The 23,246-nt window shown below is 58.9% G+C and carries 17 protein-coding genes; 12 read left to right on the plus strand and 5 right to left on the minus strand.

Features of this window, described 5'->3' with window-relative positions; all coding sequences use genetic code 11:
• Window positions 1–246 precede the first annotated feature (246 nt).
• Complete coding sequence (locus ACVIGA_RS36935; protein ID WP_456669889.1) at window positions 247–1,470, plus strand: glycosyltransferase family 4 protein; 1,224 nt, start codon at window positions 247–249, stop codon at window positions 1,468–1,470.
• A gap of 271 nt (window positions 1,471–1,741) precedes the next feature.
• Window positions 1,742–3,196 carry a lipopolysaccharide biosynthesis protein gene (locus ACVIGA_RS36940; protein WP_223973918.1) on the plus strand — a complete coding sequence of 485 codons (1,455 nt, stop codon included), beginning with the start codon at window positions 1,742–1,744 and terminating at the stop codon, window positions 3,194–3,196.
• A 99-nt stretch (window positions 3,197–3,295) separates the two neighbouring features.
• Here the strand turns inward: ACVIGA_RS36940 and ACVIGA_RS36945 are convergent, their stop codons facing one another.
• Entirely contained in the window at window positions 3,296–4,555 is a 1,260-nt protein-coding gene (locus ACVIGA_RS36945) for a serine hydrolase domain-containing protein (protein ID WP_456669890.1), read from the minus strand.
• Window positions 4,556–4,786: 231 nt separating this feature from the next.
• Here ACVIGA_RS36945 and ACVIGA_RS36950 point away from each other — a divergent pair, with 231 nt between their 5' ends.
• The 3 genes from ACVIGA_RS36950 (at window position 4,787) to ACVIGA_RS36960 (ending at window position 8,268) form a co-directional block, all read left to right on the plus strand.
• On the plus strand, window positions 4,787–5,821 hold the full coding sequence (locus ACVIGA_RS36950) for a hypothetical protein (protein ID WP_456669891.1): 1,035 nt from the start codon (window positions 4,787–4,789) through the stop codon (window positions 5,819–5,821).
• A gap of 141 nt (window positions 5,822–5,962) precedes the next feature.
• Window positions 5,963–7,150 (plus strand): glycosyltransferase family 4 protein, encoded by a 1,188-nt coding sequence (locus ACVIGA_RS36955; protein ID WP_456669892.1) that lies wholly within the window; start codon window positions 5,963–5,965, stop codon window positions 7,148–7,150.
• Between the two features lie 251 nt (window positions 7,151–7,401).
• Window positions 7,402–8,268, plus strand: a complete 867-nt coding sequence (locus ACVIGA_RS36960; protein ID WP_456669893.1) for a heparin lyase I family protein — start codon at window positions 7,402–7,404, stop codon at window positions 8,266–8,268.
• A 75-nt stretch (window positions 8,269–8,343) separates the two neighbouring features.
• Here ACVIGA_RS36960 and ACVIGA_RS36965 read toward each other — a convergent pair whose 3' ends face one another.
• From ACVIGA_RS36965 to ACVIGA_RS36975, 3 genes are all read right to left on the minus strand, one after another.
• A complete protein-coding gene (locus tag ACVIGA_RS36965; RefSeq protein ID WP_456669894.1) occupies window positions 8,344–9,609 on the minus strand; it encodes a glycosyltransferase family 4 protein in 1,266 nt (421 codons plus the stop codon).
• Window positions 9,590–10,852, minus strand: a complete 1,263-nt coding sequence (locus tag ACVIGA_RS36970) for a nucleotide sugar dehydrogenase (protein ID WP_223973903.1) — start codon at window positions 10,850–10,852, stop codon at window positions 9,590–9,592. Before ACVIGA_RS36970 ends, ACVIGA_RS36965 begins: the two co-directional genes overlap by 20 nt.
• A gap of 434 nt (window positions 10,853–11,286) precedes the next feature.
• On the minus strand, window positions 11,287–13,035 hold the full coding sequence (locus ACVIGA_RS36975; RefSeq protein ID WP_456669895.1) for a hypothetical protein: 1,749 nt from the start codon (window positions 13,033–13,035) through the stop codon (window positions 11,287–11,289).
• 702 nt (window positions 13,036–13,737) lie between these two features.
• Here ACVIGA_RS36975 and ACVIGA_RS36980 point away from each other — a divergent pair.
• The 7 genes from ACVIGA_RS36980 to ACVIGA_RS37010 all read left to right on the plus strand — a co-directional run bounded on the left by ACVIGA_RS36980 (window position 13,738) and on the right by ACVIGA_RS37010 (window position 20,815).
• Window positions 13,738–14,898, plus strand: a complete 1,161-nt coding sequence (locus ACVIGA_RS36980) for a Gfo/Idh/MocA family protein (protein ID WP_456669896.1) — start codon at window positions 13,738–13,740, stop codon at window positions 14,896–14,898.
• Window positions 14,885–15,544: a sugar transferase gene (locus ACVIGA_RS36985; RefSeq protein WP_223973889.1), complete on the plus strand. Its 660-nt coding sequence runs from the start codon at window positions 14,885–14,887 to the stop codon at window positions 15,542–15,544. The genes ACVIGA_RS36980 and ACVIGA_RS36985 overlap by 14 nt, the downstream gene beginning before the upstream one ends.
• 41 nt (window positions 15,545–15,585) lie before the next feature.
• Complete coding sequence (locus tag ACVIGA_RS36990; protein ID WP_456669897.1) at window positions 15,586–16,749, plus strand: DegT/DnrJ/EryC1/StrS family aminotransferase; 1,164 nt, start codon at window positions 15,586–15,588, stop codon at window positions 16,747–16,749.
• A gap of 26 nt (window positions 16,750–16,775) precedes the next feature.
• Window positions 16,776–17,513 (plus strand): acyltransferase, encoded by a 738-nt coding sequence (locus tag ACVIGA_RS36995; protein ID WP_456669898.1) that lies wholly within the window; start codon window positions 16,776–16,778, stop codon window positions 17,511–17,513.
• Window positions 17,514–17,539: 26 nt separating this feature from the next.
• Window positions 17,540–18,493: a glycosyltransferase gene (locus ACVIGA_RS37000; RefSeq protein ID WP_456670970.1), complete on the plus strand. Its 954-nt coding sequence runs from the start codon at window positions 17,540–17,542 to the stop codon at window positions 18,491–18,493.
• Between the two features lie 90 nt (window positions 18,494–18,583).
• Window positions 18,584–19,600, plus strand: a complete 1,017-nt coding sequence (locus tag ACVIGA_RS37005) for a polysaccharide deacetylase family protein (RefSeq protein WP_456669899.1) — start codon at window positions 18,584–18,586, stop codon at window positions 19,598–19,600.
• Between the two features lie 63 nt (window positions 19,601–19,663).
• Entirely contained in the window at window positions 19,664–20,815 is a 1,152-nt protein-coding gene (locus ACVIGA_RS37010; RefSeq protein WP_456669900.1) for a glycosyltransferase, read from the plus strand.
• A gap of 100 nt (window positions 20,816–20,915) precedes the next feature.
• Here the strand turns inward: ACVIGA_RS37010 and asnB are convergent, their stop codons facing one another.
• Window positions 20,916–22,829 carry an asparagine synthase (glutamine-hydrolyzing) gene (gene asnB, locus ACVIGA_RS37015; RefSeq protein ID WP_456669901.1) on the minus strand — a complete coding sequence of 638 codons (1,914 nt, stop codon included), beginning with the start codon at window positions 22,827–22,829 and terminating at the stop codon, window positions 20,916–20,918.
• Between the last annotated feature and the right edge of the window lie 417 nt (window positions 22,830–23,246).

A 23,246-nucleotide genomic window follows, 5' to 3' on the forward strand; every position in this document is an offset into this window, starting at 1 on the left:
GCGAGCGGTGCGGCAGCCACCGATCTCAGCCTTATCTGGCTTGCGCGAGCCGTCCAAGTACTACTCACAAAGAGCAACGCAGTGAGACCGATCGCTCCATTGGGAGCGCCACCTCCCGTTGCGCGGGAGAGCCAAATGGGCTCAAATCCGACCCCGAAAGCTCGGCTCCACTGGATGGGTCAAGGGTCTAGTCGCATCATGCTGTGTCTGGCTCCGCCTATCTCAGTCGAAGGTCAATGAATTGCCGTGACGCGCATCCTGATTGTAACGCATAAACCGCTCGCAAGCCTGACCAACGGGCATGATCTACGCGTGTGGCACTTGTGCCGCGAATTGGCGAAGCGGCATGAACTGTATCTTTTGACGGTAAACCTCGGTTCGACGGACGAATCTACCAGCAGCCTAGTTGGCTTGTCCGATGTCTTCAAAAAGATTGCGGAAACGCCGAAGTTCCCGGCTCACAGGCCCTCACTGAAGAGGCACTTCCGTCGAAATGATTCAGACTACTTCTCGCTCTCTTATCCGGATCACTTTTCAACGGTTACCAAAGCGATAGCTGGCTTCTGCGAAGAGAACAGTATCGATCACATGATTGTCTTCTGCCTCGTACTTGCAGAATTCGTCCGACCGTTTTCGAGCGAGAAGAAAATACTGTTCGATCTCATCGACAGCGAAGTGCTGACGTTGACCAGACAAATGCAGTTCTTTCCGCCGTGGCCCGCGCAGCTGAGAACGCGTCTCGACGCGCGCCTGATGCTCGCGCGTCGCGCAAGGGCGGAGGCTTGTTTGCCCGTTTGGTTCGACCACGTCACCACAGTCAATGATGCCGATTCCGATACGGTTTGCAGGCTGTCCGGCAGAACCGCGAACGTGAGCACGGTACCGAACGGTGTCTCGCCCGACCTGATGGACGCATTCGAATCGAACGCGCGTGTCGCTAAGCGGAGGGGAGTGGCATTCTGGGGCAATCTCGCCTTCAAGCCAAACAGCGACGCGGTTCGCTTCTTCTATCAGGACGTCTATCGACCGTACCTGGCTCCCGCGGGAATTGAGTGGTGCGTGGTGGGCAAAGATGCGGAGGGGTGGCTTCTCGAGGAGGCACGGCGAGACGACGGCATTCGTCTCACCGGATTCGTCGATGATATCTGCTCAGTGCTCGCCGAGTACCCCATCATGGTGAACCCGATGCGAATTGGCAGCGGATTGAAGAACAAGGTACTTGAGGCGTTTGCCATGGGGCTGGCCGTTGTTTCAACGGGAGTGGGCATCGAAGCGCTTGGTATGGCGCGAGAAGGCGTCGATTACATGCGAGCCGACGAGCCCGAGAATGTCGCGGCTGCGATCAAGTTGCTCATTGAAGACGAAGGCCTTCGCTATTCCATGATCCTGAGCGCGCGAAAAGTCATGCTGGAGCATTACACCTGGAAAAAGGTCGCTTGTGACATGGATGCGCTCTTGAGCTCCGTGTGACTGAGGGGGCATTGATAGTTTATTGTCGGTTCAACGCCCACGGTTCGACAAGATGATGCATCGATTGGTCATACGAGATTGACCGGAAGTGGCTCAAGAGAGGTGAGGCGTGCGCAAGCCAATTGGCATCGGGCCCTTGTTCGCTTTGTGGGATTGTCGTCCTGTCCTGTGTTTCTGGAGTCCATCGGTGATTTTTGATCGTGTTCTTGGAAGGTACGCAAACCTCAATTTGGGCGTTCGGTTGCTGACGCCGTCGCGAGGTCGCTGACCCATGGCATCCATCTTGCGTCAAGGAATTGCGCTCTCGGCTGCACAGTACACCGAGCAAGTCATCATGCTGTTGACGCCGATCGTCCTGGTGCGAACGATTGGCCCCACCGCGTTTGGCGAATATCGGCTGTTCTGGCTGCTGGTAACGACGGTGGCCCTGTTGTTCTCCTTCAACATGCCCCGGAGCTTGCTCTTCTTTTTTGTCCGGCTGGATGCAGAGGGACGGCGGGTTTACGTCGGGCAGACGGTCCTGTTCCTGCTCGCCGCAACGATGGTTGCGGTGCTTCTGATTTTTTCCTTTCGTCACGTTCTTCCATCGGGCATGAAGGATCTGCTGCACGACCACGGGTTGTTGCTGGTGCTGTTCCTGTTCGTCTGGAATCTGGGCCTGTTGCTTGACGTGCTGCCCAACGCCGTGGGGCGAATCCGCTGGCAAGCGCAAGCAATCCTGGCTTCATCCGTGCTGAGAGCTGCGCTGATAATTTCCGCAGCCGTCGTTTTCCATCGATTTGAAGAAGTGTTAATCGCGGCTTTGATTGCTGCCAGCGTGCGCGTAGTACTTCTTGCCGTCTTCATTGCGCGCTACTGCGGCATTCGACTGTTTCCAATTGAGAAGGAGCGGTTCCGCGCGCAGCTCCGCTACGCCCTTCCGTTCGGTGTGGCCGGCCTGCTGTGGAGTGTGCGGAAACAAGCGGAGCTCTGGATTGTCGCGACGATGTTTTCGTCGGGCATGTTCGGCATTTTTTCGATCGCAACCATGCTCCTTATGCCGTTCGAAGTCTTGAGGGGCGGGCTGGGGAATTTGCTCTTGCCGAAGATGAGTCATTTCCATTCATTGGGTCGCCACGAAGACCTGTTGCGGCTGAACAATCAGGGCAACGTGATCATTAGTGCGGTCATGTTCCCCGCTATCGCTGCATTGTTCGTCTTTGCGGAAGAAGTCATTCAGTTTCTGTTTACGAAGGAGTACGTGAGTGGCGCGCCAGTGCTGCGCATCTATCTGATTCAGACATTGATCTCGACCGAGATTACGACCCTGCTCAATGTATTTGGACAGGGTTCGGCCAACATGCGCTATGAAGCTGCGATCCTTCCGTTTGCCGTGTTAACGAGCCTGGCCGGCGTCTGGTACTACGGTTTGCCAGGGGCGGCGATCGGGTCGGTACTCACAACCTTCGTTGTGTATATTCTGTTTCTGAGAAGACTTTCAAAGGTCATGAACACTCCGATCGCAAGGTTGCAGGATTGGAAGAACCTTGGACTAATTCTGGTCGCTTCGGTGTTGGCGGCAATGCTGGTGCGGTTTTCGTTTGATCTGCTGCAAGCGCCGGTTCCAGTCGCTGCGGTGGTTGGTCCGGCTGCGGTTCTGGTGTGTTATGCGGCGATGTTGTTTGTGACCGGATACTATCGAACGCTGGCTGAGGTGCGGAGGGAATGGGGAGTTCTCGGGGCGTAACGGAAGGTGATCCGCATTGTGCGGGGTTACCTGAATATCAGCGCGAGGACGCGACGTCCAACGAAGCTCAGTGACGAGCCACGGCAGGAGCTCCACTCGTCAGTGGGCCTTCGGCTGGCCATCCGGCCAATCGTATTCGGTCGCGATACCGCGCATGATTTCGTTGGCCAGTTCTCCGCCTTGATCTCCGTTCGTCATGATGACAGCGCCATCTCCATTTTCAAACATCGTCATCAAGCTGACGAAGCCATCGTTGACGCCGGCATGTAGAATTCGTCGATGCGGGGCAACTCCCAGTACAATCGGACCAAGGCCGTAGTTGCCAAGGCCGGGTGTGAGCATTTGGAGAGCTGTAGCCCGGGACAGCACGGGAGCATCTCGACCGGTCCAGGCGCGGACCACACCGAGCGCAAAATGTGCAACGTCAGTCGGTGTCGTCCACAATCCTGCGGCAGCTAGCTCGGGATAGACATGCGGGCCGCCGGGCACCGGCTGCCCGGTCGCTCGGTAGGGTGTCGCGGCCATTGGAGTGTCATTTTTGGGCAGCGGCTGCAGGAAACTGCTGTGGGTCATCCCGAACGGCTTGAGGACGAGGTCTTCAAGCAATCTTGGAAACGGTGTGCCGGTCACGTCAATGAGCAGCTGTTGAACGATGGTATAGGCGCCGCTGGAGTACTCGAACCGTGTGCCGGGCTCGTGATCGACAACGACAGGCGCGGTATTGGCAGAGCCGCATCGTGCAAACCAATCGTGCGCTGACGGCTGGAACCGGGTTAGGTCGCGACACAACAGTGAGGCGCCATTGAGAACGTCGCTGAGTGACGGAATTGGTGCGCCTGCAGGATATCCCGGAAAATATGGAACGGTTATACCAGCCGAATGATTCAGCAGTCTTCGAAGTGTAACCTTCGATTGATCGGTGAACGAGTTGACAGGGAGCTTCCAGGTCTTAAGGGATAGATTGACGTCGCCATCGAGATCGAGCTTGGCGGCCTGAACCAATGCGAGCGCCGCTACGGCAGTAACGGGTTTGCTGATCGACGCTGCCTGGAATAAAGTTTCAGGCGTTACAGGCGGACCACCGATGGTGGCAACCCCGAACCCCCGAGCTTCGACTACGCCGCCGTGAACCACCGCGATGCTGACGCCAGGAACGTGCAGTTCGTTCATCCGGTCAGCAAGTTTCATCGGAGGTGCGGCTGCGGTGTCAGCTCGCAGTCCATTCACGATACGCTGCATGCGCTGTTCAAAGTCGCCGCTGCTGCCCGGGGTCGCGCCGTTCTGTCCACGCGAAGCCGGGAGGGTTGCAATGCTTCCTATGACGACGAGCAACGCGATACGGCCGACGTTGAGAATCATCGACGGGGAGCTCCGCGGGCGGCCGGTGGATTGGACCATGCGAGGATTTCTAGCAAGACGGCGGCCCTTCCGGTAGGGACGTTGTCAACCGCTGAAACCGCCGCCTCTGCCGGTGCAATCCGCCGCCGCACGCTGCTTGTGCAGCTAGACAAGCCCTTTCCTGACGGCTGCAGAACTCTCCTTGGTCGGCGCATTCGGAGCCGGTTGGCCCGGCTTTTGCGGCGATCGAGAATGGGTAATCCGAAAGGGTCGAGCCGCGTATCGACCCAAAAGATTATGCTTGTGATCGCGAGAAACGGGGCGCACCAGGAGCAGTGTGCCTTCAATCGATTGAGTTCGAGCGATCCCGAGAGACGAGCCGAGCAGAGGGTGCAGTATATGACGGTCCTGATGCGCTTCTCCGGAGGTTTTGGGGGCGGCGTGGTTTTGAATGCAAGGAATTTTCTGACGGAAGGTGATGCGTTTACGCAAACACAGGAGGCGGCGTTCTTTGCCTCGATCCGGCTGCGGAACGGCACCTATAAGACCACCGATCATCATCGCCTTGATGATCTCAACAAGCTCGTTATCGATGAGTGGAAGAAACTTGGTAGCAAGCCGAGCCAGGTCATGGACGTCGGCGTATCATCGGGAATCTCCTCCGTCGAATGGGCGGATGCCCTGACGCGCGCTGGCATCGAGGCGAAGATCCTCGCGACAGATCTGTGCATGCGCGGGAGCCTCGTGCGCCTGTTGCCAGGATATGAGGTCCTTCTCGATCGCGATGGCAAAGTGCTTCAGCATATCGTTGCCGATCGTCCGGTGCGCTGGTACCTGAATGGTCCCCGAGATTTTCTCAAGGGCACCGGATTCGTGGTCGCCGCGCTGAACACACTTGCGGGTGTGCTGCTGCCCCTGACGAACACGCGGGAAGGGGTGAAAGATGTCCTTCTGGTGAACCCGCATGCCCGCGACGACGCGCGGTTGAGCTTTGCCGAGGATGACATTCTGGCGCCTAACCCTGCTCATCTACGCGGCCGGTTCAACGCGATCCGCGTGTCAAATCTGCTCAATCATGGCTATTTCAACGAAGCGCAGTTGCGCGGCGCGGTCTGCAACCTGAGGGATCGCCTGGTCGGTGCCGGTTCGTTCCTCATTGTGAATCGAACGCTCTTGAACGGCACCAATCACGGCACGCTCTTCCAGCTTAGCGGCGCAAACAGATTTGAGACGGTAGCCAAGCTTCGGGAGGGAAGTGAGATTGAGCGTATCGTATTGTCGGTTTGATACGGGACGATCGAGCTCCCCGGTGAAGGCAACGCTCGCTCCTTCGCTACACGAACCGAGAAGCTCTACGCCCCGAGTTCGCGGGTTAGGCGTCGCGGAGCTTCTCTTCATGGCGCAGTCCCATTAAGCACGAGGTGTCGGGTGCGTATTCTCTCGATGGATTTTTCCATCCCCTATCTGATGAAAGATGAGAACTACCCGATTGGTGGTTGGGCGATCGAGCTCGCAGTGTGGCTTCGTGCGCTCCAGAACGCCGGTCATGAGACCGCCGTCCTCACCTGGAAGGGGGCGCTGGAGCATGTAGGTTCCGGACAGCAGATCAAGCTCATCGAAACTTATGATCCTGCTCGTGGGATTCGGGTCGCGAAGTATTTCTATTCGTATATCCCGAAAGTATTGGCAGCCGCCCGCAGCTACCAGCCGGATATCCTGGTCCAGGGAGTATGCGGGATACATACTGCCATCATGGCGTTCGTCGCCGACCAACTGAAGGTTCCGTTCGTTTATCGCGTTGTAAGCGACATTGATGTCGATGAGCGTTGCAAGGCGCTCCTTCCGGCTCATGAATGGATATCGTACTCGTGGGCCCGGCATCGCACTGCCGGATTTCTCTGTCAGAATGAGTATCAGCGCGGAAAGTTGGCCGCGCTTTTTCCGGACAAGCCAATCCATGTCCTTCATAATCCGTTTGCGATGGCGGAGGACGCGGCAGCTCCTTTGCCGCGCGCCAAACGCGGATACGTTGCCTGGCTCGGTGTGTTCCGCTATCCGAAGAATCTGCCGTTACTTTTTCGGATCGCCAAGGCGTTGCCGGCCGTCAACTTCCGCGTGGCGGGGATGACGTCGCCCAATACCGATCAATCGACGCGGGATGCCTTGGATGGCTTGCGTCAGCTGCCGAACGTGGAATTGGTCGGCTATGTGCGGCGGGCGGACGTTCAGAAATTTCTATCGGAAGCGACAATGCTTCTCTGTACGTCGGATTTCGAGGGCTTCTCAAACGCATTTCTGGAGGCGCTGGCTGTCGGCGCACCCATTGTGACGCGCCGGCATGTTGATCCGGACGCGATTGTCGAGCGTCATGCTCTCGGCGCTTCGGTCGAAGACGAGTTGGCGCTTTCAAGATCCGTGAGTGAGATTTGGAATATGGACGCGGGTGAATACGACGCGCTCAGTCGGCGATGCCAGGTCTATGTCAAGGCAAATCACTCCCCGATGGTGAAGACTCACGAGTTGATGGCGGCTTTGACACCCCTTGTCGCCAAGTCGAGGCACTTGGGCGGCGTCAACAAGCGAGACAAGGGTCCCATCGGCACGACTGCCATGTAGCGTGAACCGCCGGCGAGGCAGACTCGCTGGCCGCAGGGCTTCGCGCCGCGATGCTAGCTGATCATGCATTCTTCCCGAGCCGACGCCTGGCGGTAGTCCTTATTTTCCGTCGATTGAGCCCCTCGATAAATTGCATCGAGATTTGAATGGGTTACGCTGGCGTATGGCTGCCATTTTGCGGCGGTCGCGGGACCGAATAGGGATGGGCAATGAGAATAGTTTTACCCCTCATCTTTGCGTTGGCTGGGAGTGTGGCGGAAACCTCCAATGGATCGACATCGAGCATCGCCAATGCAGGTGGTCAGAGAACGCTGTTGGCTGAGGGCCCGTCCGCCGAGGCCTACAGTGCTGCCGGCACCGATGGGAATACAGCAACCAGCAGAGCGGCTGTTTCGTCGATCAACTCATTCTCCGGTAAGCCGCGAACCCGCTTTCGGATCGGCGACGTGAGCTACGGCGTTCACGTTGCAGACCAGAGCTATAGTCTGACCAATCCCGACCCCCAAACCCTGCGCTTCGAGGTCCGCAAGGGCGACCATGCCTGGTACGACAGCGCGTCCGTGGATCGTTCCGAGATCAATTCCACCGTGACCTATCCCGCCGCCACGCCCATCACGCTCACCTACCAGCTCATGGTGGAGCCGAACGGCAGCAACGGGGCGCTCGTCAACAGCGCGACCGGTTGGTTCATCGTCGGACAGTGGCACAACGACGATGACGCCTCGGGCGTCGGAACCTCCCCTCCGGTCGCGCTGAACCTGCAGGGCGATCGCCTGCAGGTGCTCGTACGCCACTGTCCGCCGGGCAAGAACCCGAGCAACGGCGCAGGCTTTGTCGTCACCAAGACACTCTGGACCGACCCCAACCCGATCGTGACCGGCAAGTATCACGACGTGAAAGTGCAGGCCCAATTCTCGAACGACCCGACCGGCTACCTGAAGGTCTGGATCGATGGGGCACCGGTCGTGAATTACAGCGGGCCTCTGGGTTTTGGGGTAGGCACCAATTGGGAATTCGGGATCTATCGGTCGTCGGCGCCCGAGACCGTTGCCGTCAACTACCGAAACCTGATGATAACGACCGGGTCGTTGACGCCTGTATCGTCGGAGCGACCGTGACCCGCGGTGCGCAACGTCACCGGCCATCTGATAACGGGAATTCGGCGTCTGCTGAAATACGAAGAGGATAGGTTGCTATCCTCTTTTGTCTCTCAGTTTGAATACTCTCTCATAAGCCGTCAAAAGCTTCGTCGATGCATGATGCCAGGCGAGTTCGCCACTAATTCGTTCGCGACCGAATGCGCCCATGGCTTCGCGCCGCGCCGGATCTTCCAAAAGCTCCAGTATCTTGTCGCCGAACTCGGCGGTGTCCGCATTCGGCACGTACAGCGATGCGTCTCCCGCCGAAAAGCGGCCTTCTGTGAGGTCGAATTGGACGATCGGCTTGCCCAACGTCATGTACTCCATGATCTTGTGCATCGTCGATATGTCGTTCATGGAGCTGGGGCGGTCCGGATTCACACAGACGTCGGCCGTCGATAGGATGGTGAATAGCGTGTCGTCATCGACACGGCCGGTGAACGTGACCACGTCGTCCAGTCCGAGCGCCATCGCAAGCGTCTTGAGCTCCTCCAGTTCCCGTCCGCCTCCGACGATCACGAACTGGATATCATCGCGGTTCCGTGTCGCGCGGATGTGCTTGATTGAATCAAGCAGCAGGTCGAGCCCCTCCTGTCGCGCGATAACACCCACATATCCGACAAGATACTTTCGTCCCTTCTTCCAGGCAGGGTCCGGCGGAAGTGAGCGAACGCGGGAGACATTCGGAGCGGAGCGCACGACGAACACACGATCCGGGCTCATTCGGCCCCGTTCAATCGCAATGGTGCGATACGATTGGTTGGTCGCGATCGATACGTCCGACAGCGCGAATGTGACGCGTTCAAGTAGAACCATGACGCGCCATAGAAAGCCACGGCGTCCAAATTTCGCCTCGTAGAGTTCGGGATTAACGTCGTGGTGATCGAAAACAAACGACTTCCCGAACAGAAATTTATGAAATGCACCGACGATGAAGATGAGATCGGGGGGATTGCACGCGTGGATGACGTCAAATCCTCGCGTTGCCAGAACTTTCACGCTCAGCACGAATTCCCAGAACAACGCCACGCTGTACTCTATGACGTAACCCAGCACCCCGCGACCTTCCGCAGGCATCCAATGGCGATAGACTGCGATTCCCTCGAGCATCTCAAACGAGGCCGTTGCGCCTGGTCCCTTGGGACAAATCACGGACACCTCGTAGCCCTGCCGCGCCAGCGTGGTCGCTTCCGCCCACACTCGGACATCAAACGGGACTGGAAGATTTTCGACGATGATCAGGACCCGGCCGCGAACCGAGCCAACGACCGCTTGCTCGGTTTCGTGCACAACGATGTCGTCATGAGAGAGTGTTGACATCAATGACCCGTTTTGCATTCAGCGCCATCTGCTTCGCCCACCCCCGGGTATCGATGACGAGGTCGAATAGTTCCGATTCGGCGGCGGACTTTGCGATCAGCAATTTGCGAAGGGCGGGCAAATTGGCGAACGCATAGCCAAGGTTCTGCCCTAACAGTTTCGACGGCTCGACGTGCGGATCGTAGATCGAGAGGCCGATGTGCAAGCGAAGGAATTTGCGAGCCAGGTCGATATTGGGACTTTCGCGAAGATCGTCGCTGTTCTCCTTGAAGGCGAGTCCCAGCATCAGTACGCGTCCGCCGGGCGGGACCGCTTTCAGGCAATTCTCAAACAGGAAATTCTTGTGCTCGTCGTTCGACCTGAGCACCGAATCCACGAGCCAGGTATGCGCCCCGACATCGCTTGCGATGTATTGGAGCGCGCGAACGTCCTTGGGCAGGCAAGAACCGCCGAATGCGCCGCCCGGCCTCAAATAGTACGGTGAAACGTTGAGCTTGGTGTCAGAAACGAAAATCTTGTGAACGGTGGCCGCGCTGATGCCGAGCTTGTCGCAGACGCGACCGACTTCGTTGGCAAAGGCAATCTTGACTGCGTGGAACGAGTTGTCGACGAATTTCGTCATCTCGGCCGTACGGTAGGTGGTGTAGAAGACAGGCGCTGCGATGCCCGCGTTCAATTCGTCAAGGACCGGGCACCGTTCCCCATCCTTTGTTCCGACCACGATCTTCGGCGGATTGAAGAAGTCTTCGATCGCCACCGACTCGCGCAGGAACTCGGGGTTATAGACGACGTCGACTAGCTCCATCCTGCCGTTCAATGCGCTTTCGAAAATCGGGAGAACCAGATCCTCGATGGTGCCGGGCCGCATCGTGGAACGAAACACGACGGTTAGCGCCGTCGTGCGAGTGGGACCGATCAGGTCTGCGATCTGATGGGACACTTCAGCGACGAAGCTCATGTTGTGGGATCCGTCCGGCGCGCTGGGCGTTCCCACGCACACGATGGCCAGCGTGCAGCCGTCGAGATGCCCGCTCGCGTCCTTTGTCGCGCTCAGCAAGCGCTTTCGAACGGCGGATTCTATGAGTTGATCGAGGCCGGGTTCCGTAATTGGAGATTTGCCCGCGTTGACGATCGCGACCTTTTCATCGCTGATGTCGACGCCGATGATTTCGTGTCCTTGCCTTGCGAGGCAAGCGGCCGCCGTCATGCCTACGTAACCGAGTCCGAACACCGCTATTTTCATCTTGATCCATCACGCGCATCAGGTTGCGCCGGCAACACTGGCGGCTGTTTAGGGGTTGTCTGCAAGGTCGACGGCTTCATTCAGAGATAGTCTTCGGGCAGGCACTCCGAGAGCGCGTTACGCGTCCGCAACGCCTGCCAAAGTGCAGCCCGATTGTATTCGTTCGGGCTTGCGGAGCCTGGACTTTTTCGGGCTACCTATTCCGGTTTCGGCAAGAAAAGGCGCACCGAAGCGGCGCTATCCGATCCGTTGATGATCGAACGCGAGAGCCGCTGTGGTTCAGTCCGCGCCGCGGCGGACAGGTCGGTCGAGGCAGACCGCTGACAGGGTTGTTAGGAGCGAGCGGCGGGGGCCGCCCTTGCTCGCAGCTTCATGACAAAGGCAATGTGTCTGGGTCGAAGCGGCTTGATCACGTCGCTTTGGTTTGTCTTCGGCTACGCGCGAGAACGAAGCAGGTGACCGTAATTGTCCCGAAGTTCAGATAGATATCGCCGAATGGCCACCCCGAACCGGTATCGGATCGATTCCGCGGCGGGCGAACCAAGCAACTGTTCGCGATAGATGCACCGAATATCCGCCGAGCCGCCGGGCGGGACATCGACCATCACGCGAACATATCCGTCGATGTACTCGTACGCGATGAGGCCTTGGTTGACTTCAACACCCCTTAGGGAAGCGACCTGTGGTTCGCGCTTCATGACGCAAATCCGTCGCGTCGTGGGGCCGCCGTTCTCGAAGACAAGTCGCTCGGCAAGCATCTTTACCAGGATTGTATCGCCGTCGGGTCGAAGGCCGTAGCTGCGGCGAACGGCGTCCTCGAGAGGTCGCCAGCAGAGTTTCCACTGCAAGGATGCGAGAAGCCGGAGGAATGCCGCCAGTTCGCTACCCCGGCCGCGGAGAAGGTCGTGATGACCGGCAATGAAGCACGGCTTGCCCAGGAGGCCATCAAACGCGAAGTTTTCGATGCCGTGATGAATATATCGTCGGGTAAAGATTGGGAAGCTCCCATACCGGACGATGGCGACACTCCAGAGATCGGCGAGTGTGGTTTCGTTCAAGGCATCATTGGCCGGTGCGACCTCGGTGTTCACGGCCGCGGTGAAGCCGTTCCGCTTGAGCGCCGAGGCGGCCTCGGGCGAGAATGCCCCTTGCGGGAAAACCATCACGTTCTCGTAGTCAAGCGCGGTGTTCCGGCGAAGGGCCTGCATCCGCGTTCTGGCGGTTTTCAGCTTTCTGTCGAGCAGCTCAGGCGAGCGGGCTGCGAACTCACCTCCAGTGTGATCGCAGCCGTGCACGCAGACAGACAATTTGCCGCTGCTTTCCCGAAAGGCGGCAACGGTGTCGCGGTCTGTTCGTCTCCAATTCCATGGAATGAAGGCAATGGTCGTTGCGAATGTCAGCTTGTCCGCAAGCTGCAGCAGGTCATCAAAATCGAGGAGACCGTACCGCGGCCATAGAGGCGGATCGTCAATGATCAGGCAAGCGCTTGTTTCGGCGCTCGTCAAGCAAACGTCGCGGAACGCCCACTTCAGATACATCACGATTGGCACCGCGCCGGCGAAACGCTTTTTCACATCAAAGTAGGTTGCGGTGCGTTCGCGAATGTCCACCATCGTCAGCGAAGAGTCGGCAAAAAAGTGCACACCACCGGAATTGGTGAACCCGGCGAACAGGTGTCCGTCGGGGGCTCCGACGATGCTTTGTAGCTGGCTGTTGCGGATGACGAGCGCGGCATCGGCGGCGCCGCGCTCCACTTCGATCCGCAGCCCCGACATTGGGCCGCACATTTCCGGAAAAGCATCGGTGACCGATACGGTCATTGGCTGCGGATTGGAGCCGCGAACTTCCGCCTCGGGGTCTCCCGTGATTTGGCGCAGGAGAGCCTGGCAAGGATCCGTTGCCTCAAATCCATAAACGAAGATCGAAGCGGCGGCCGCCATCCAGGTCGGAAGTGCCTCCGTCTTGCAGTGCTGCAGGACTTCGGCGAGACAGGACGCGGAGGTCAGGATGGAGAATTGCTGATGACCTGCTGTCAGCGCAGCCACATTGTCCCCGCGCGCTTCGTCCGCTGTCAGCGCCGTCCAGGGAATTTCAAGGAGATCAAGAATTTCCGTCAGGTTGCGATCGTTGGTCGATGGAGTGTTGCCGCGAAGCAGAAGTGCGATCGAAGTGCCTTTGGCCATGGCGTCGGCGTTTCATCCGTGGGTTATGCCTCATCTGTTGGTAAGGCCGCCAGGCCTCCTGCAGATTGTTCGTGACCTCGCGCCTGTGCGCCTCTTTTGAGGAAGCCTATACGATGGATGGCGGAGTTTCCACCATGGGTCGGATGCGCAATGGTAGTCCCGGCCTAACCAATCTGCGGTAGGCGATGTGGCGGACTTATCGACATCAGACGAGGCCGCTCGCAGTCGGCGATTTGTAAATCCCGCGGTCGGCGTGAGCCCCAATCGGCAGCACTGACATTCCGCGAGAGCGCTGCTTTGCCGCCATGCGATGCGTCGGGTTGCCGCAAAGGAATTGCCGACGGGAGGGACGCGAGGAGGTGTGACGGGAGGATGACCGCGTGATGTTGATCCCTGACCGAGCGGGCCAGTATGGCAAGTCAAAAAAGGTGATTGATTACAATATGGTGCCCGGATTTTTGACGCGTAGGGTCCGGCCATTGCACTGCGTGTGGAGCGCCTGGGTGTCCCGCGCAAAGGCGGGGGTACCCCCGATGGGCGTGAGGCATAACCCGTGTTCTACAGCGGGGCGCGCGCCCAACCCGCTATCCTGATTGGACGCACGCTAAGGCCTTCAATTAGGGAGCCAACATGGCGAGATAACCGTGCTCATGAGGATACTGATTTTCACCATTGCTTTCCTCTGGCGTGATTGTGGCAAACATGTCGAAACAATTTTATTCCAAACTCGCTCCTGGCTTTATTGATAGCCAGAACAAGACCGGTAGCGCGGGAATTGAGTCCGCAAAGGCCGGCCCATCGCTCGCCGTCATCGGTTGCGGCTACTGGGGCGCAAAACACATCCGTGTTGGGCACGATATCGGCGCAACGGTGTCGATGGCCGCCGACATGCGGTCCGACAGACTGGACTATGTCAAATCACAGTATCCCTCTGTCGCTGTTTCGCGCGACTTCGATGCGGTCCTGAATAACTCGTCGGTCGACGGGGTGATTATCGCCACCCCCGCCGTGACGCACTTTGAGCTGGCGCGGGCGGCGCTCAAGGCCGGAAAGCACGCACTCGTCGAGAAGCCGTTGGCCATGACGAGCGCGCATTGCCGCGAACTGATCGCGATCGCCGAAGAACGGAATCGCGTGCTGATGGTCGGGCACACGTTCGAGTACCATCCGGCAGTGGGTGTGATGCGCCAGATGATCCGGAGCGGCGCTCTCGGCGAGCTCTACTACATCGACTCGCGGCGCCTGAATCTCGGTCTCTATCGGCCCGACGCCAACGTCCTGTGGGACCTGGCGCCGCATGACCTCTCGATCATCTTCTTCCTGCTCGAGGAGGTCGCGCACAACATCGGCGCTTGGGGTTGCGCGCACGTTCTGCCTGACGTCGAGGATGTTGTTTACGCCAAGTTGGGCTTCAAGAGCGGGCCGACCGCCCATGTGCACGTTTCATGGTTGGACCCCGTCAAGGTGCGCCAGATCACGGTCGTCGGAAGCGATGCGATGCTGGTGTTCGACGACGTGGAGCCGTCCGAGAAGGTTCGCGTTTACCAGAAGCGCTTCAGGCCGCGGATCAACGGCGACTCCTACGCCGACTTCCAGTCAGCCTATCATCATGGCGATGTTCATATTCCTGCGATATCCAGCAGCGAACCGTTGAAGCTCGAGTTGCTCGACTTCGTCAACGCAATCAAGACCGGGACGCAGCCCGTTGCGAACGGAGCGCATGGCTTGCGCGTCGTCGAAGCGCTCGAAGCTGCGTCGGAGTGTCTACGGCTCAACCAGGAGCACCGCGGCAACGGAACACATCAACCGGCGTTTCTGCGGCGGAACGCGTCGGCGGGGGCTGCCGAAATTGTCGTTAGATGAAGCCTTGCGATGGAAGGCGAGCCCGCGGGAATTCGTTAAGCGGGCGCTTGACATCGTTTTGAGCGTCACCGCGATCCTCTTACTGGCTCCGTTTCTTGTGGCGGTGTGGATCGCGATTCGCCTCGACAGTCCTGGGCCGGCGATCTTTTGCCAGCGCCGGGTCGGACGAGACGAGGAGCCCTTCAACTGCCTCAAGTTCCGGACGCTTCGTCACAAGGCCGACGAAAACGTCCATCGCGACGCTATTCGCCGGGTTTGGGCGAAGGAGGTTCTCTCGAACGACCCGGATGCCCCATACAAGCTGACAGATGATCCTCGCGTGACGCGCGTGGGGCGGTTGCTGCGCAGAACCAGCATCGACGAGCTGCCGCAACTGCTCAACGTATTGCGAGGCGAAATGAGCATCGTCGGTCCGCGGCCGGCGATTCCCTATGAACTCGAGTACTTTCGCGACTGGCATCATAGACGTCATATCGTGAAGCCCGGCATCACCGGACTTTGTCAGGTTCGCGGCCGTGGTCGCCTGGGCCCCGACGCGATGCTCGAGATGGACGTCGAATATGCAATGAACTGGACCTTGTGGACCGACCTGAAGCTGATTGTCCTAACGGTTCCCGCGGTGCTGCGGGGGCACGGTGCTCGATGAGGTTCTCGAGCGATTGAGATGAATCCTGGTGAGGCTGAAAAATGAAAATTCCGTTCGTAGATCTCAAGGCACAATATGCGACGCTAAAGGATGAGGTAGCCGACGCAATTCAAGGCGTTCTCGAATCCACGCAGTTCATCGGCGGCGAAGCATTGGCTTCGTTCGAACGAGATTTCGCCGCCTATTGCCAGGTGCCCTATGCGCGCGGTGTGGCGAGCGGCACGGACGCAATTCATCTGGCGCTACGGGCGTTGGGTGTTGGTCATGGCGACGAGGTGATCACGACCGCCCATACCTTCATCGCCACCGGTGCGGCGATCGTAGCGACAGGAGCGCAGCCGGTATTCGTCGATATCGATCCCGATACCCACACGATCGATCCGAGGATGATCGAGCGCGCCCTGACCAGTCGTACCAAGGCGATCGTTCCGGTTCACCTCTTTGGCCAGCCGGCTGAGATGGGCCCGATCAAGGACATCGCACGGCGGCGCGGCCTCTTTGTGATTGAGGACGCAGCCCAAGCGCATGGAGCGGAGTATCAGGGGATCCGGACCGGGGCGCTCGGCGACATAGCTTGTTTTTCGTTTTACCCGGGGAAGAACCTCGGAGCATACGGTGATGGGGGAGCCGTCACCACCAACAATGCGGCGATCGCCGAGCGGATCGAACGGTTGCGCGACCACGGTCGAACGAACCACTACCATCACGCCGAGGTCGGGTTCAACAGCAGGCTCGATGCTCTGCAGGCCGCAGTTCTGCAGGTCAAGCTCCGACGCCTGGACGAGTGGAACGAACATCGGCGGCGTGCTGCAGAGTGGTACACCGCGGAGTTGAGACATCCGGCCATCAAGACACCTTTCGTCCGAACGGGATCCACGCACGTCTACCATTTGTACGTGATCATCACGAACGAGCGGGACGCAATGCGCAAGCGGCTCGACGAGGTCGGCGTGGCGAGCGGAATCCACTATCCGGTGCCGCTGCATCTGCAGCCGGCGTTCGCCTATCTCGGCTACAAGCAGGGTGATTTGCCGTGCTGCGAAGCGATGGCGGCTCGCTCACTGTCGCTACCGATGTTCCCGGAGATCACGCGCGACCAGGTGCGCCGTGTCGCTGCGACTGTGCTTGCGGCTGCGGAGCGCGAAAGCCACCAGGAACGGCAGCGGGAGCCCGTCGCGATGCACGCCGGCGGTGGGAAGGTGTGACGATGAGCCGAATTAGTGCACAGGCGGTGGTCGAGACCGAGGCGATCGGTGCGGACGTGACGATCGCCGAGTTCGCCGTGGTGCGGTCAGGTGTCACGATCGGCAACAGGGTGGTCATTCACCCGCATGTCGTGATCGAGAGCGGCGTGAGAATAGGGGACAATGTCGAGATCTTCCCGGGAGCCTATATCGGTAAAGTACCCAAGGGTGCCGGCGCGTTGTCGCGGGCGCCGCATTTTGAGGCGTGGATCGATATCGGCGCCGATTGTTCGATCGGACCGCATGCGGTCATTTTCTACGACGTCTCGCTCGGCGCGGGGACCTTGATCGGTGATGGCGCCTCGATCCGTGAACAATCGCGGATCGGCTCGAAGACCGTGGTCGGACGTTACGTTACGGTCAATTACAACACCCGCGTTGGCGATCGCGTCCGGGTACAGGATCACACCTGGCTGGCCGGCAACATGACGATCGAAGACGACGTGTTCATATCGGGCTGCGTCGGCACCTCGAACGACAACGCGATCGGCCGGAACGGCTACGATGGCTCGCCGATGCTCGGGCCCACCATCGCGCGCGGGGCGGCGATCGGCGTGGGAGCCAATCTGCTACCGGGCGTCAGAATCGGTGTTGGCGCTATCGTCGGCGCCGGCGCGGTGGTGACGAAGGACGTGCCCGACAACACGCTCGTGACGGGCGTCCCTGCTGAAGTCCGACGAAAGCTCAACGGGGCTGGCGGCACTGCCAAAACCTCAGGGGAGTAGTCGTGAGGATCCTCTGTGTCACCAATATGTATCCGAGCCCGGAGAGACCAGGGTCCGGAGCCTTCGTGTACCAGCAGGTAGAGCAACTGCGCCGGTTCGGCCACACGGTCGACGTCATCAATATTGTCGGGTCCCAATCGAAGCTGAACTATCTGAAGGGCACTTTTGATGTCATGCGAATGACTGGCGTGACGAAATACGACGTCGTTCATGCGCACTACGGATATTCGGCCTATCCCGCAATGTTTCGGTTGCGGGCGCCACTCGTCATCACACTGCACGGGACCGACGTGCTTGGGAATGTCCTTGAAAGGCTGTCCACGCGACTTGTGTCGCACTTCGCCGATGCCATTATCGTCGTGTCAGAGGAGATGCGGAAGCGGATTCCCGCGACCGTGATTCCCTGCGGGGTCAACCTCGACGTATTCAAGCCGTACGACCGCAACGAAGCGCGAGCGCGGCTGCAATGGCCCAACGACAAATTCGTCGTCCTGTTTCCGTTCGATCCGACACGCCCTGAGAAGCGATATGATCTGGCAAGAGCGTCAGTCGATCGGCTGGTGCGGGAGGGCGTCGACGCGCAGTTGATGACGGTCATCAACGTGCCGAACGAGGAAATGCCGTGGTATTACAGCGCGGCAAACGCCCTGCTTCTCAGCTCAGATTATGAGGGGTCACCGACCTCAATCAAGGAAGCTCTCGCGTGCAATCTTCCGGTGGTGTCGACCAATGTCGGCGACGTCCGTGAACAGTTAAATGGCATCGCGGGAACGTGGATATGTCCGCCGGACGCCGGCACGATTGCGCGCAGCCTTCGAGAGGCCTTTGATTGGTCGCTGAACGGCGAGTTTCAGGGGCGGGCAGCCGTGGCGAGATACGACCAGGCGCTCACCGTGGAGCGAATCGTGGCTGTATATGCCGACGTCCTGTCGAACTTCAGGACAAGAACGGTAGGCAGGCGCTTGCTACGGAGTGGATGATAGCAATGCGCTTCGCGGAGAAACGTCGTCCCCGGGATCGTCGCGTCGGCAGGCCGAGGCGTGCGGTCTGTGTTCTTACGGTGAGCTAGAGTGAAGCAGCTTCTCACGAACAGCGTAATCGAAATTGCCCGTTGGTCTGGCCTGATGCCGGCCATCCGCAAGATCCTTGCCGGCCGGGCGGCTATCCTGATGTTCCATGAGATCCAGCAGGATGGCCCCTCGGAATTGATGACCGGGACTTCAGTCGCCCTCTTTGAATATTCGCTCAATTGGCTGCGGCAAGAAGGCTGGGAGATTGTGAGTCTGGCGACATCTCTCGAACGATTGGCGTCGGATTCCGGGAGGGGCGGTCGCTATGCGGCGCTTACCTTTGACGACGGCTACCGGGACAATGTCGCGACCGCGCTTCCAATCCTCGAGCGATACAACGCTCCGTTCACGATCTACGTTCCCACTGGTGCGCCAAAACGGACATTGCAGGCGTGGTGGCTGGGCTTGCGTGAAATGTTTCGCTCTGGAGACACGGTAACGATCGATGCGATGGACAGGCGATTTCATTGCCCCCGACTGCGCGAAAAGATGGCGGGTTTGAACGAGGTAACTGAGTGGATTCATCAGGATTATCGCCGGATCGCAATGCTTGATCCAACGTTCAGAAAGGCAGGTTTGTCATTATCGGACTTGAATGACGCGTACTTCCTGGATGAGCGGGAGGTTCAAGACCTGGCGCGGCATCCTCTCGCGTCAATCGGCGGGCACACCGATTCCCATGCTGCCTTATCGTGCCTAGATACTGAGTCCGCACGGGCCGAAATGGCAGATAACCGCCGCTACCTGGAGCAGTTGCTGCAGCGTCCCGTTCAGCACTTTGCTTACCCTTACGGTGACTCCAAGGCATGCGGTCCCAGGGAAGCGGGCCTTGCAGAGGAGATCGGCTTTTCAACCGCAGTGACAACCCGGCATGGGCAACTGTCTGATCTCAAACCGGATCATTTTGCGCTCCCTCGTATCGGCGTTGGGGGGCCATTCGATACGACAGCCAGATTCGAGGCGCGCATCAGTGGCATTCAGTCGGCGGCCCACATGCTACTGGGGTCCCAACGTTGAATGTAGCGCTGAACCACTCACTGCGAGGTGGACCGCATCAGTTCACTCGGGAAGGCCGCTGAGATGCGCATCTTGCACCTTATTGAACGTCTTGGCCCGGGAGGGAAAGAGCGCCAGATCGTCGAATTGCTGAAGGGGCTCGCCGCTCACAGTGACGTACGGTCATTCGTCGCTGTCATGGACAAGGATGAGGTTCGCCTCGAGATTGATCGTGAACACGCGCAAGTCATTCAGCTCAATCGCAGAGGCAGAAAGGATTTGCGCCTTTTCAAGAGCCTATGTGAACTGGTCACCGACCTGAGAATAGATATCATCCACTCGTGGGGCTCGATGTGCTCCATCTATGCAGCGCCGGTTGCGAAAGTGTGCGGGGCAGCTTTCGTAAATGGGTTCGTGCGAGATGCGCCCTCGCATATGACGCTGTGGACCGAGGGGTACCTGAGAGGCAAGCTGACGATCCCGTTTTCGGACGTTGTTGTTGCCAACTCGCGTGCAGGCCTGGCTGCCTACGGAATTCCCGAGCGCAAAGGTCTATGCATCTACAACGGGTTCAGTCCTGAAAGGGTCTCGAACCTAAAGAATGAAACAGAGCTTCGCACCATTCTGAGGATTGCGACGCCTCACATTGTCGGGATGGTCGCTAACTTCACGCCCAGAAAGGACTATGCGACCTTCGTTGAGATGGCATGCCGCATTTGCCGTCTTAGGGAGGATGTGACGTTTTTGGCTATCGGTAGCGGTGATATGCTGGAGCAGGTGCGCGACAGCATCCCGACTGAACATTCGCATCGCATAAAGCTTCTGGGGCGGCGGAACGACATAGAGAGCATTGTCAATCTCTTCACTGTCGGCGTTCTCACCACCAATAGCCGTTTGCACGGGGAAGGCATTTCCAACGCAATAACCGAATGCATGGCATTGGGTAAGCCGGTTGTGGCAACCGACGATGGAGGCACATCCGAGTTGGTTCTGGAGGGGCAGACCGGATTTCTTGTGCCGAGCCATGACACCGGCGCTTTGACCGATCGCGTGCTTAAGCTCCTCGACAATGCTGAACTCGCTGATCGTTTTGGTGCCGCAGGACGCCTGCGCGTTGAGACGGCATTCTCACTGGATGCGATGCGCGATGCATATCTCGCCCTTTATCGGAAAGTGGCGCGCAAGAGAGCGCGCGCGACATGGCAAGGCGCGGCCACGAGCGATATGGTCGATTGATCGTTTGGTGGTTTCTTATTCCTGACAACATCTGGCCAAGCCCCAGTCTACTGTTGCGCTTGGTTCCGATCGCCGTATCGACCGTGTTTGCCTTGGGCGTTCAGATCGGTTCCGGAACGGAATGCTTCTCTAGAGAGTCCAGACTTGACGGCTTGAAGGCTCGCAAGAACAGCTCCAGGTTGGCCAGAGACCAAAGCACCTTTTCGTGGTTCTGACGGCGGGCGAGATGCTCGTTGACCAACTGCCTCAAGACATCCCGGTCGCAGAAGGATGCCACACGCGCACCGTCGCATACCAGCAAATCGGAGATGAATTCGCGATAGGGACCGCGAAACCACTCCTCGATTGGCACGCGAAATCCGATCTTCTTGCGCGTCAGAGTCCCCGGAGGAAGAGTGTGCTGCATCGCTGCTCGCAATACTGACTTGCCGCCGCTCCGACCGACCAGGAAGCTGTCCGGAAACCGCGCCACAAGCTTGGCGAGACTGGTGTCCATGAATGGCATCCTGCCCTCAATCGAGCCTGCCATCATCATTCGGTCAGCACGTTCAAGGAGGTTGTCGGGTAGCCACGACGTCTGATCGAAGAACAGCGTGCGCCGGACATTCGACCCGACGGCCATCGAGAACGGATGGGAATCCGGCGGCGTTACGGGTAGGGGGCGTCCGATAATGCGGTCCCGTTCGTTGAGGGAAACGCCGCCAAACCAGAGTTGCATCCGGCTCGGCCAATCCCGCTCGCCCGCTGCGTTGGACAGGACCTTGGCGCGCCGCATATCGTACGGGAGTGCACGCATTGCGGGTGATATGATGCGGTCGTGAATGGCCTGCGGAACCAGCCGTTGGTAGAGCTCGATCCACAACTCGGCTCGATGCTTGGGATAGCCGCCCAGAAGCTCGTCCGCTCCTTCTCCAGTAAGGACCATTTTCACCTTGCTCGCCGCCATATGCGACAGCATCATAACTGGAATATCGGCCGGCTCGGCCGCAGGGGCGCCCCGACGCAGCACAGCGGTCGGCCAGCTCTTCAAGAAGTCGTGCGGCTCTAGCACGATCTCCTCGTGATTGGTGTCGAATTGACGAGCTATGGTGCGGGCGTGATCAAGCTCGGAGTAGCTGGCTTCACGAAAGCCAACTGAGAAGGTGCGCACGCGCTCAGAGCTATGGCGGACCATAGCGGCCACAACCGCAGACGAATCGAGGCCGCCAGACAGGTAGGCTCCAAACGCAACGTCACTCCGCATGCGAATCCGTACGGCATCATCGAATGTCGCCTTGAACATCCTGACTGCCTCGCCGAAGTCCGTGATGTCGGGCTCTGCCGTTGCCAACGGTGGTGTGAAATACCGGGTGATGTCGGAGCGTCCGTCCCGCCACACCAGGTGGCAGCCGGGAGGAAGCTTACGCACGGCTTGAAAGAATGTTCTGGGGCCGGGGACATATCGATTGAGGAGATAGTGCTCGACGGCATGGGGGTCGATCTGGGTATTCATGCCCGGGAACTTGAGCAGGGGCTCGATTTCCGACGCGAACAAAAGACCTGCGTGCTCGGCTATGAACAGCGGCTTCTTGCCGAATGGGTCGCGCGCCAGGACAAGTTGTTGGGTCCTCGCGTCCCATAGCCCGAACGCGAACATGCCGCGGAACCGCCTGATCGAGTCCAGTCCCCAGGCCCGGTAGGCTTCGATCAGCACTTCCGTATCGGAGGACGTGCGAAAGGCATGTCCAAGAGAGACGAGTTCCTCGCGCAACTCGACGTAGTTATAGATCTCTCCGTTGAATACGAGACCGATCGAGCCATCAGCGCTCCACATCGGCTGGGCTCCGCCCTCCAGATCGATGATCGAGAGACGCCTATGCCCCAAGCTGACCTGATGGTGCCCGCCGGCGGTGTCGCCTTGCCAGTAGCCGGCGCCGTCGGGGCCCCTGTGCTTCATGAGGTTGGTGAGGCGGACAAGAGTGTCGTAATCTTGCCGGTGCCTCCCCCGAAGTGCCCAGCCAAAAATCCCGCACATGACCCCTGCCAGCTTCTTGTGTCAGGACATTGCTGTGGCCACGGATGACCCTCAATGGGGCAAGCGGGTTAATCCTTGGAGATTGCGTCATCATGTCCTCTCGACTTGCTTGCGAGGGAGAGCCGGGCTGCTGAAATTCAGCAATCGGGTGAGGAGGCGGCCCGGGCGCCTGCGTGTCCGGATTGCTTGGCCATTTCTTCCTTTCGCGGCTGTCTTTCCCGTGACGATGCGCAGCGTTGCCGATGCGAGAGGCGGTCGACGACGGCGAGCCGGTGGAGCGCCCGACCATTCGGATTGGGTCACCAATCCCGGTCGTCAATTGCTTGATGTGAGCGACTCGTGTCGAGGCCTTCGCCAGCTTTGGAATTGACAGCTTACTCATCCGAAGAGAGCCCGCCTGCTGCGCAGGACGCTGAC

The organism is Bradyrhizobium sp. USDA 3240, assembly GCF_054063295.1.

Coding starts and splice junctions, on each gene's coding strand:
- ACVIGA_RS36940 (WP_223973918.1), top strand. CDS start 1,742: ATGGCATCCATCTTGCGTCAAGGAATTGCGCTCTCGGCTGCACAGTAC.
- ACVIGA_RS36945 (WP_456669890.1), bottom strand. CDS start 4,555: ATGATTCTCAACGTCGGCCGTATCGCGTTGCTCGTCGTCATAGGAAGC.
- ACVIGA_RS36950 (WP_456669891.1), top strand. CDS start 4,787: ATGGGTAATCCGAAAGGGTCGAGCCGCGTATCGACCCAAAAGATTATG.
- ACVIGA_RS36965 (WP_456669894.1), bottom strand. CDS start 9,609: ATGTCAACACTCTCTCATGACGACATCGTTGTGCACGAAACCGAGCAA.
- ACVIGA_RS36970 (WP_223973903.1), bottom strand. CDS start 10,852: ATGAAAATAGCGGTGTTCGGACTCGGTTACGTAGGCATGACGGCGGCC.
- ACVIGA_RS36975 (WP_456669895.1), bottom strand. CDS start 13,035: ATGGCCAAAGGCACTTCGATCGCACTTCTGCTTCGCGGCAACACTCCA.
- ACVIGA_RS36980 (WP_456669896.1), top strand. CDS start 13,738: ATGTCGAAACAATTTTATTCCAAACTCGCTCCTGGCTTTATTGATAGC.
- ACVIGA_RS36990 (WP_456669897.1), top strand. CDS start 15,586: ATGAAAATTCCGTTCGTAGATCTCAAGGCACAATATGCGACGCTAAAG.
- ACVIGA_RS37000 (WP_456670970.1), top strand. CDS start 17,540: ATGTATCCGAGCCCGGAGAGACCAGGGTCCGGAGCCTTCGTGTACCAG.
- ACVIGA_RS37010 (WP_456669900.1), top strand. CDS start 19,664: ATGCGCATCTTGCACCTTATTGAACGTCTTGGCCCGGGAGGGAAAGAG.
- asnB (WP_456669901.1), bottom strand. CDS start 22,829: ATGTGCGGGATTTTTGGCTGGGCACTTCGGGGGAGGCACCGGCAAGAT.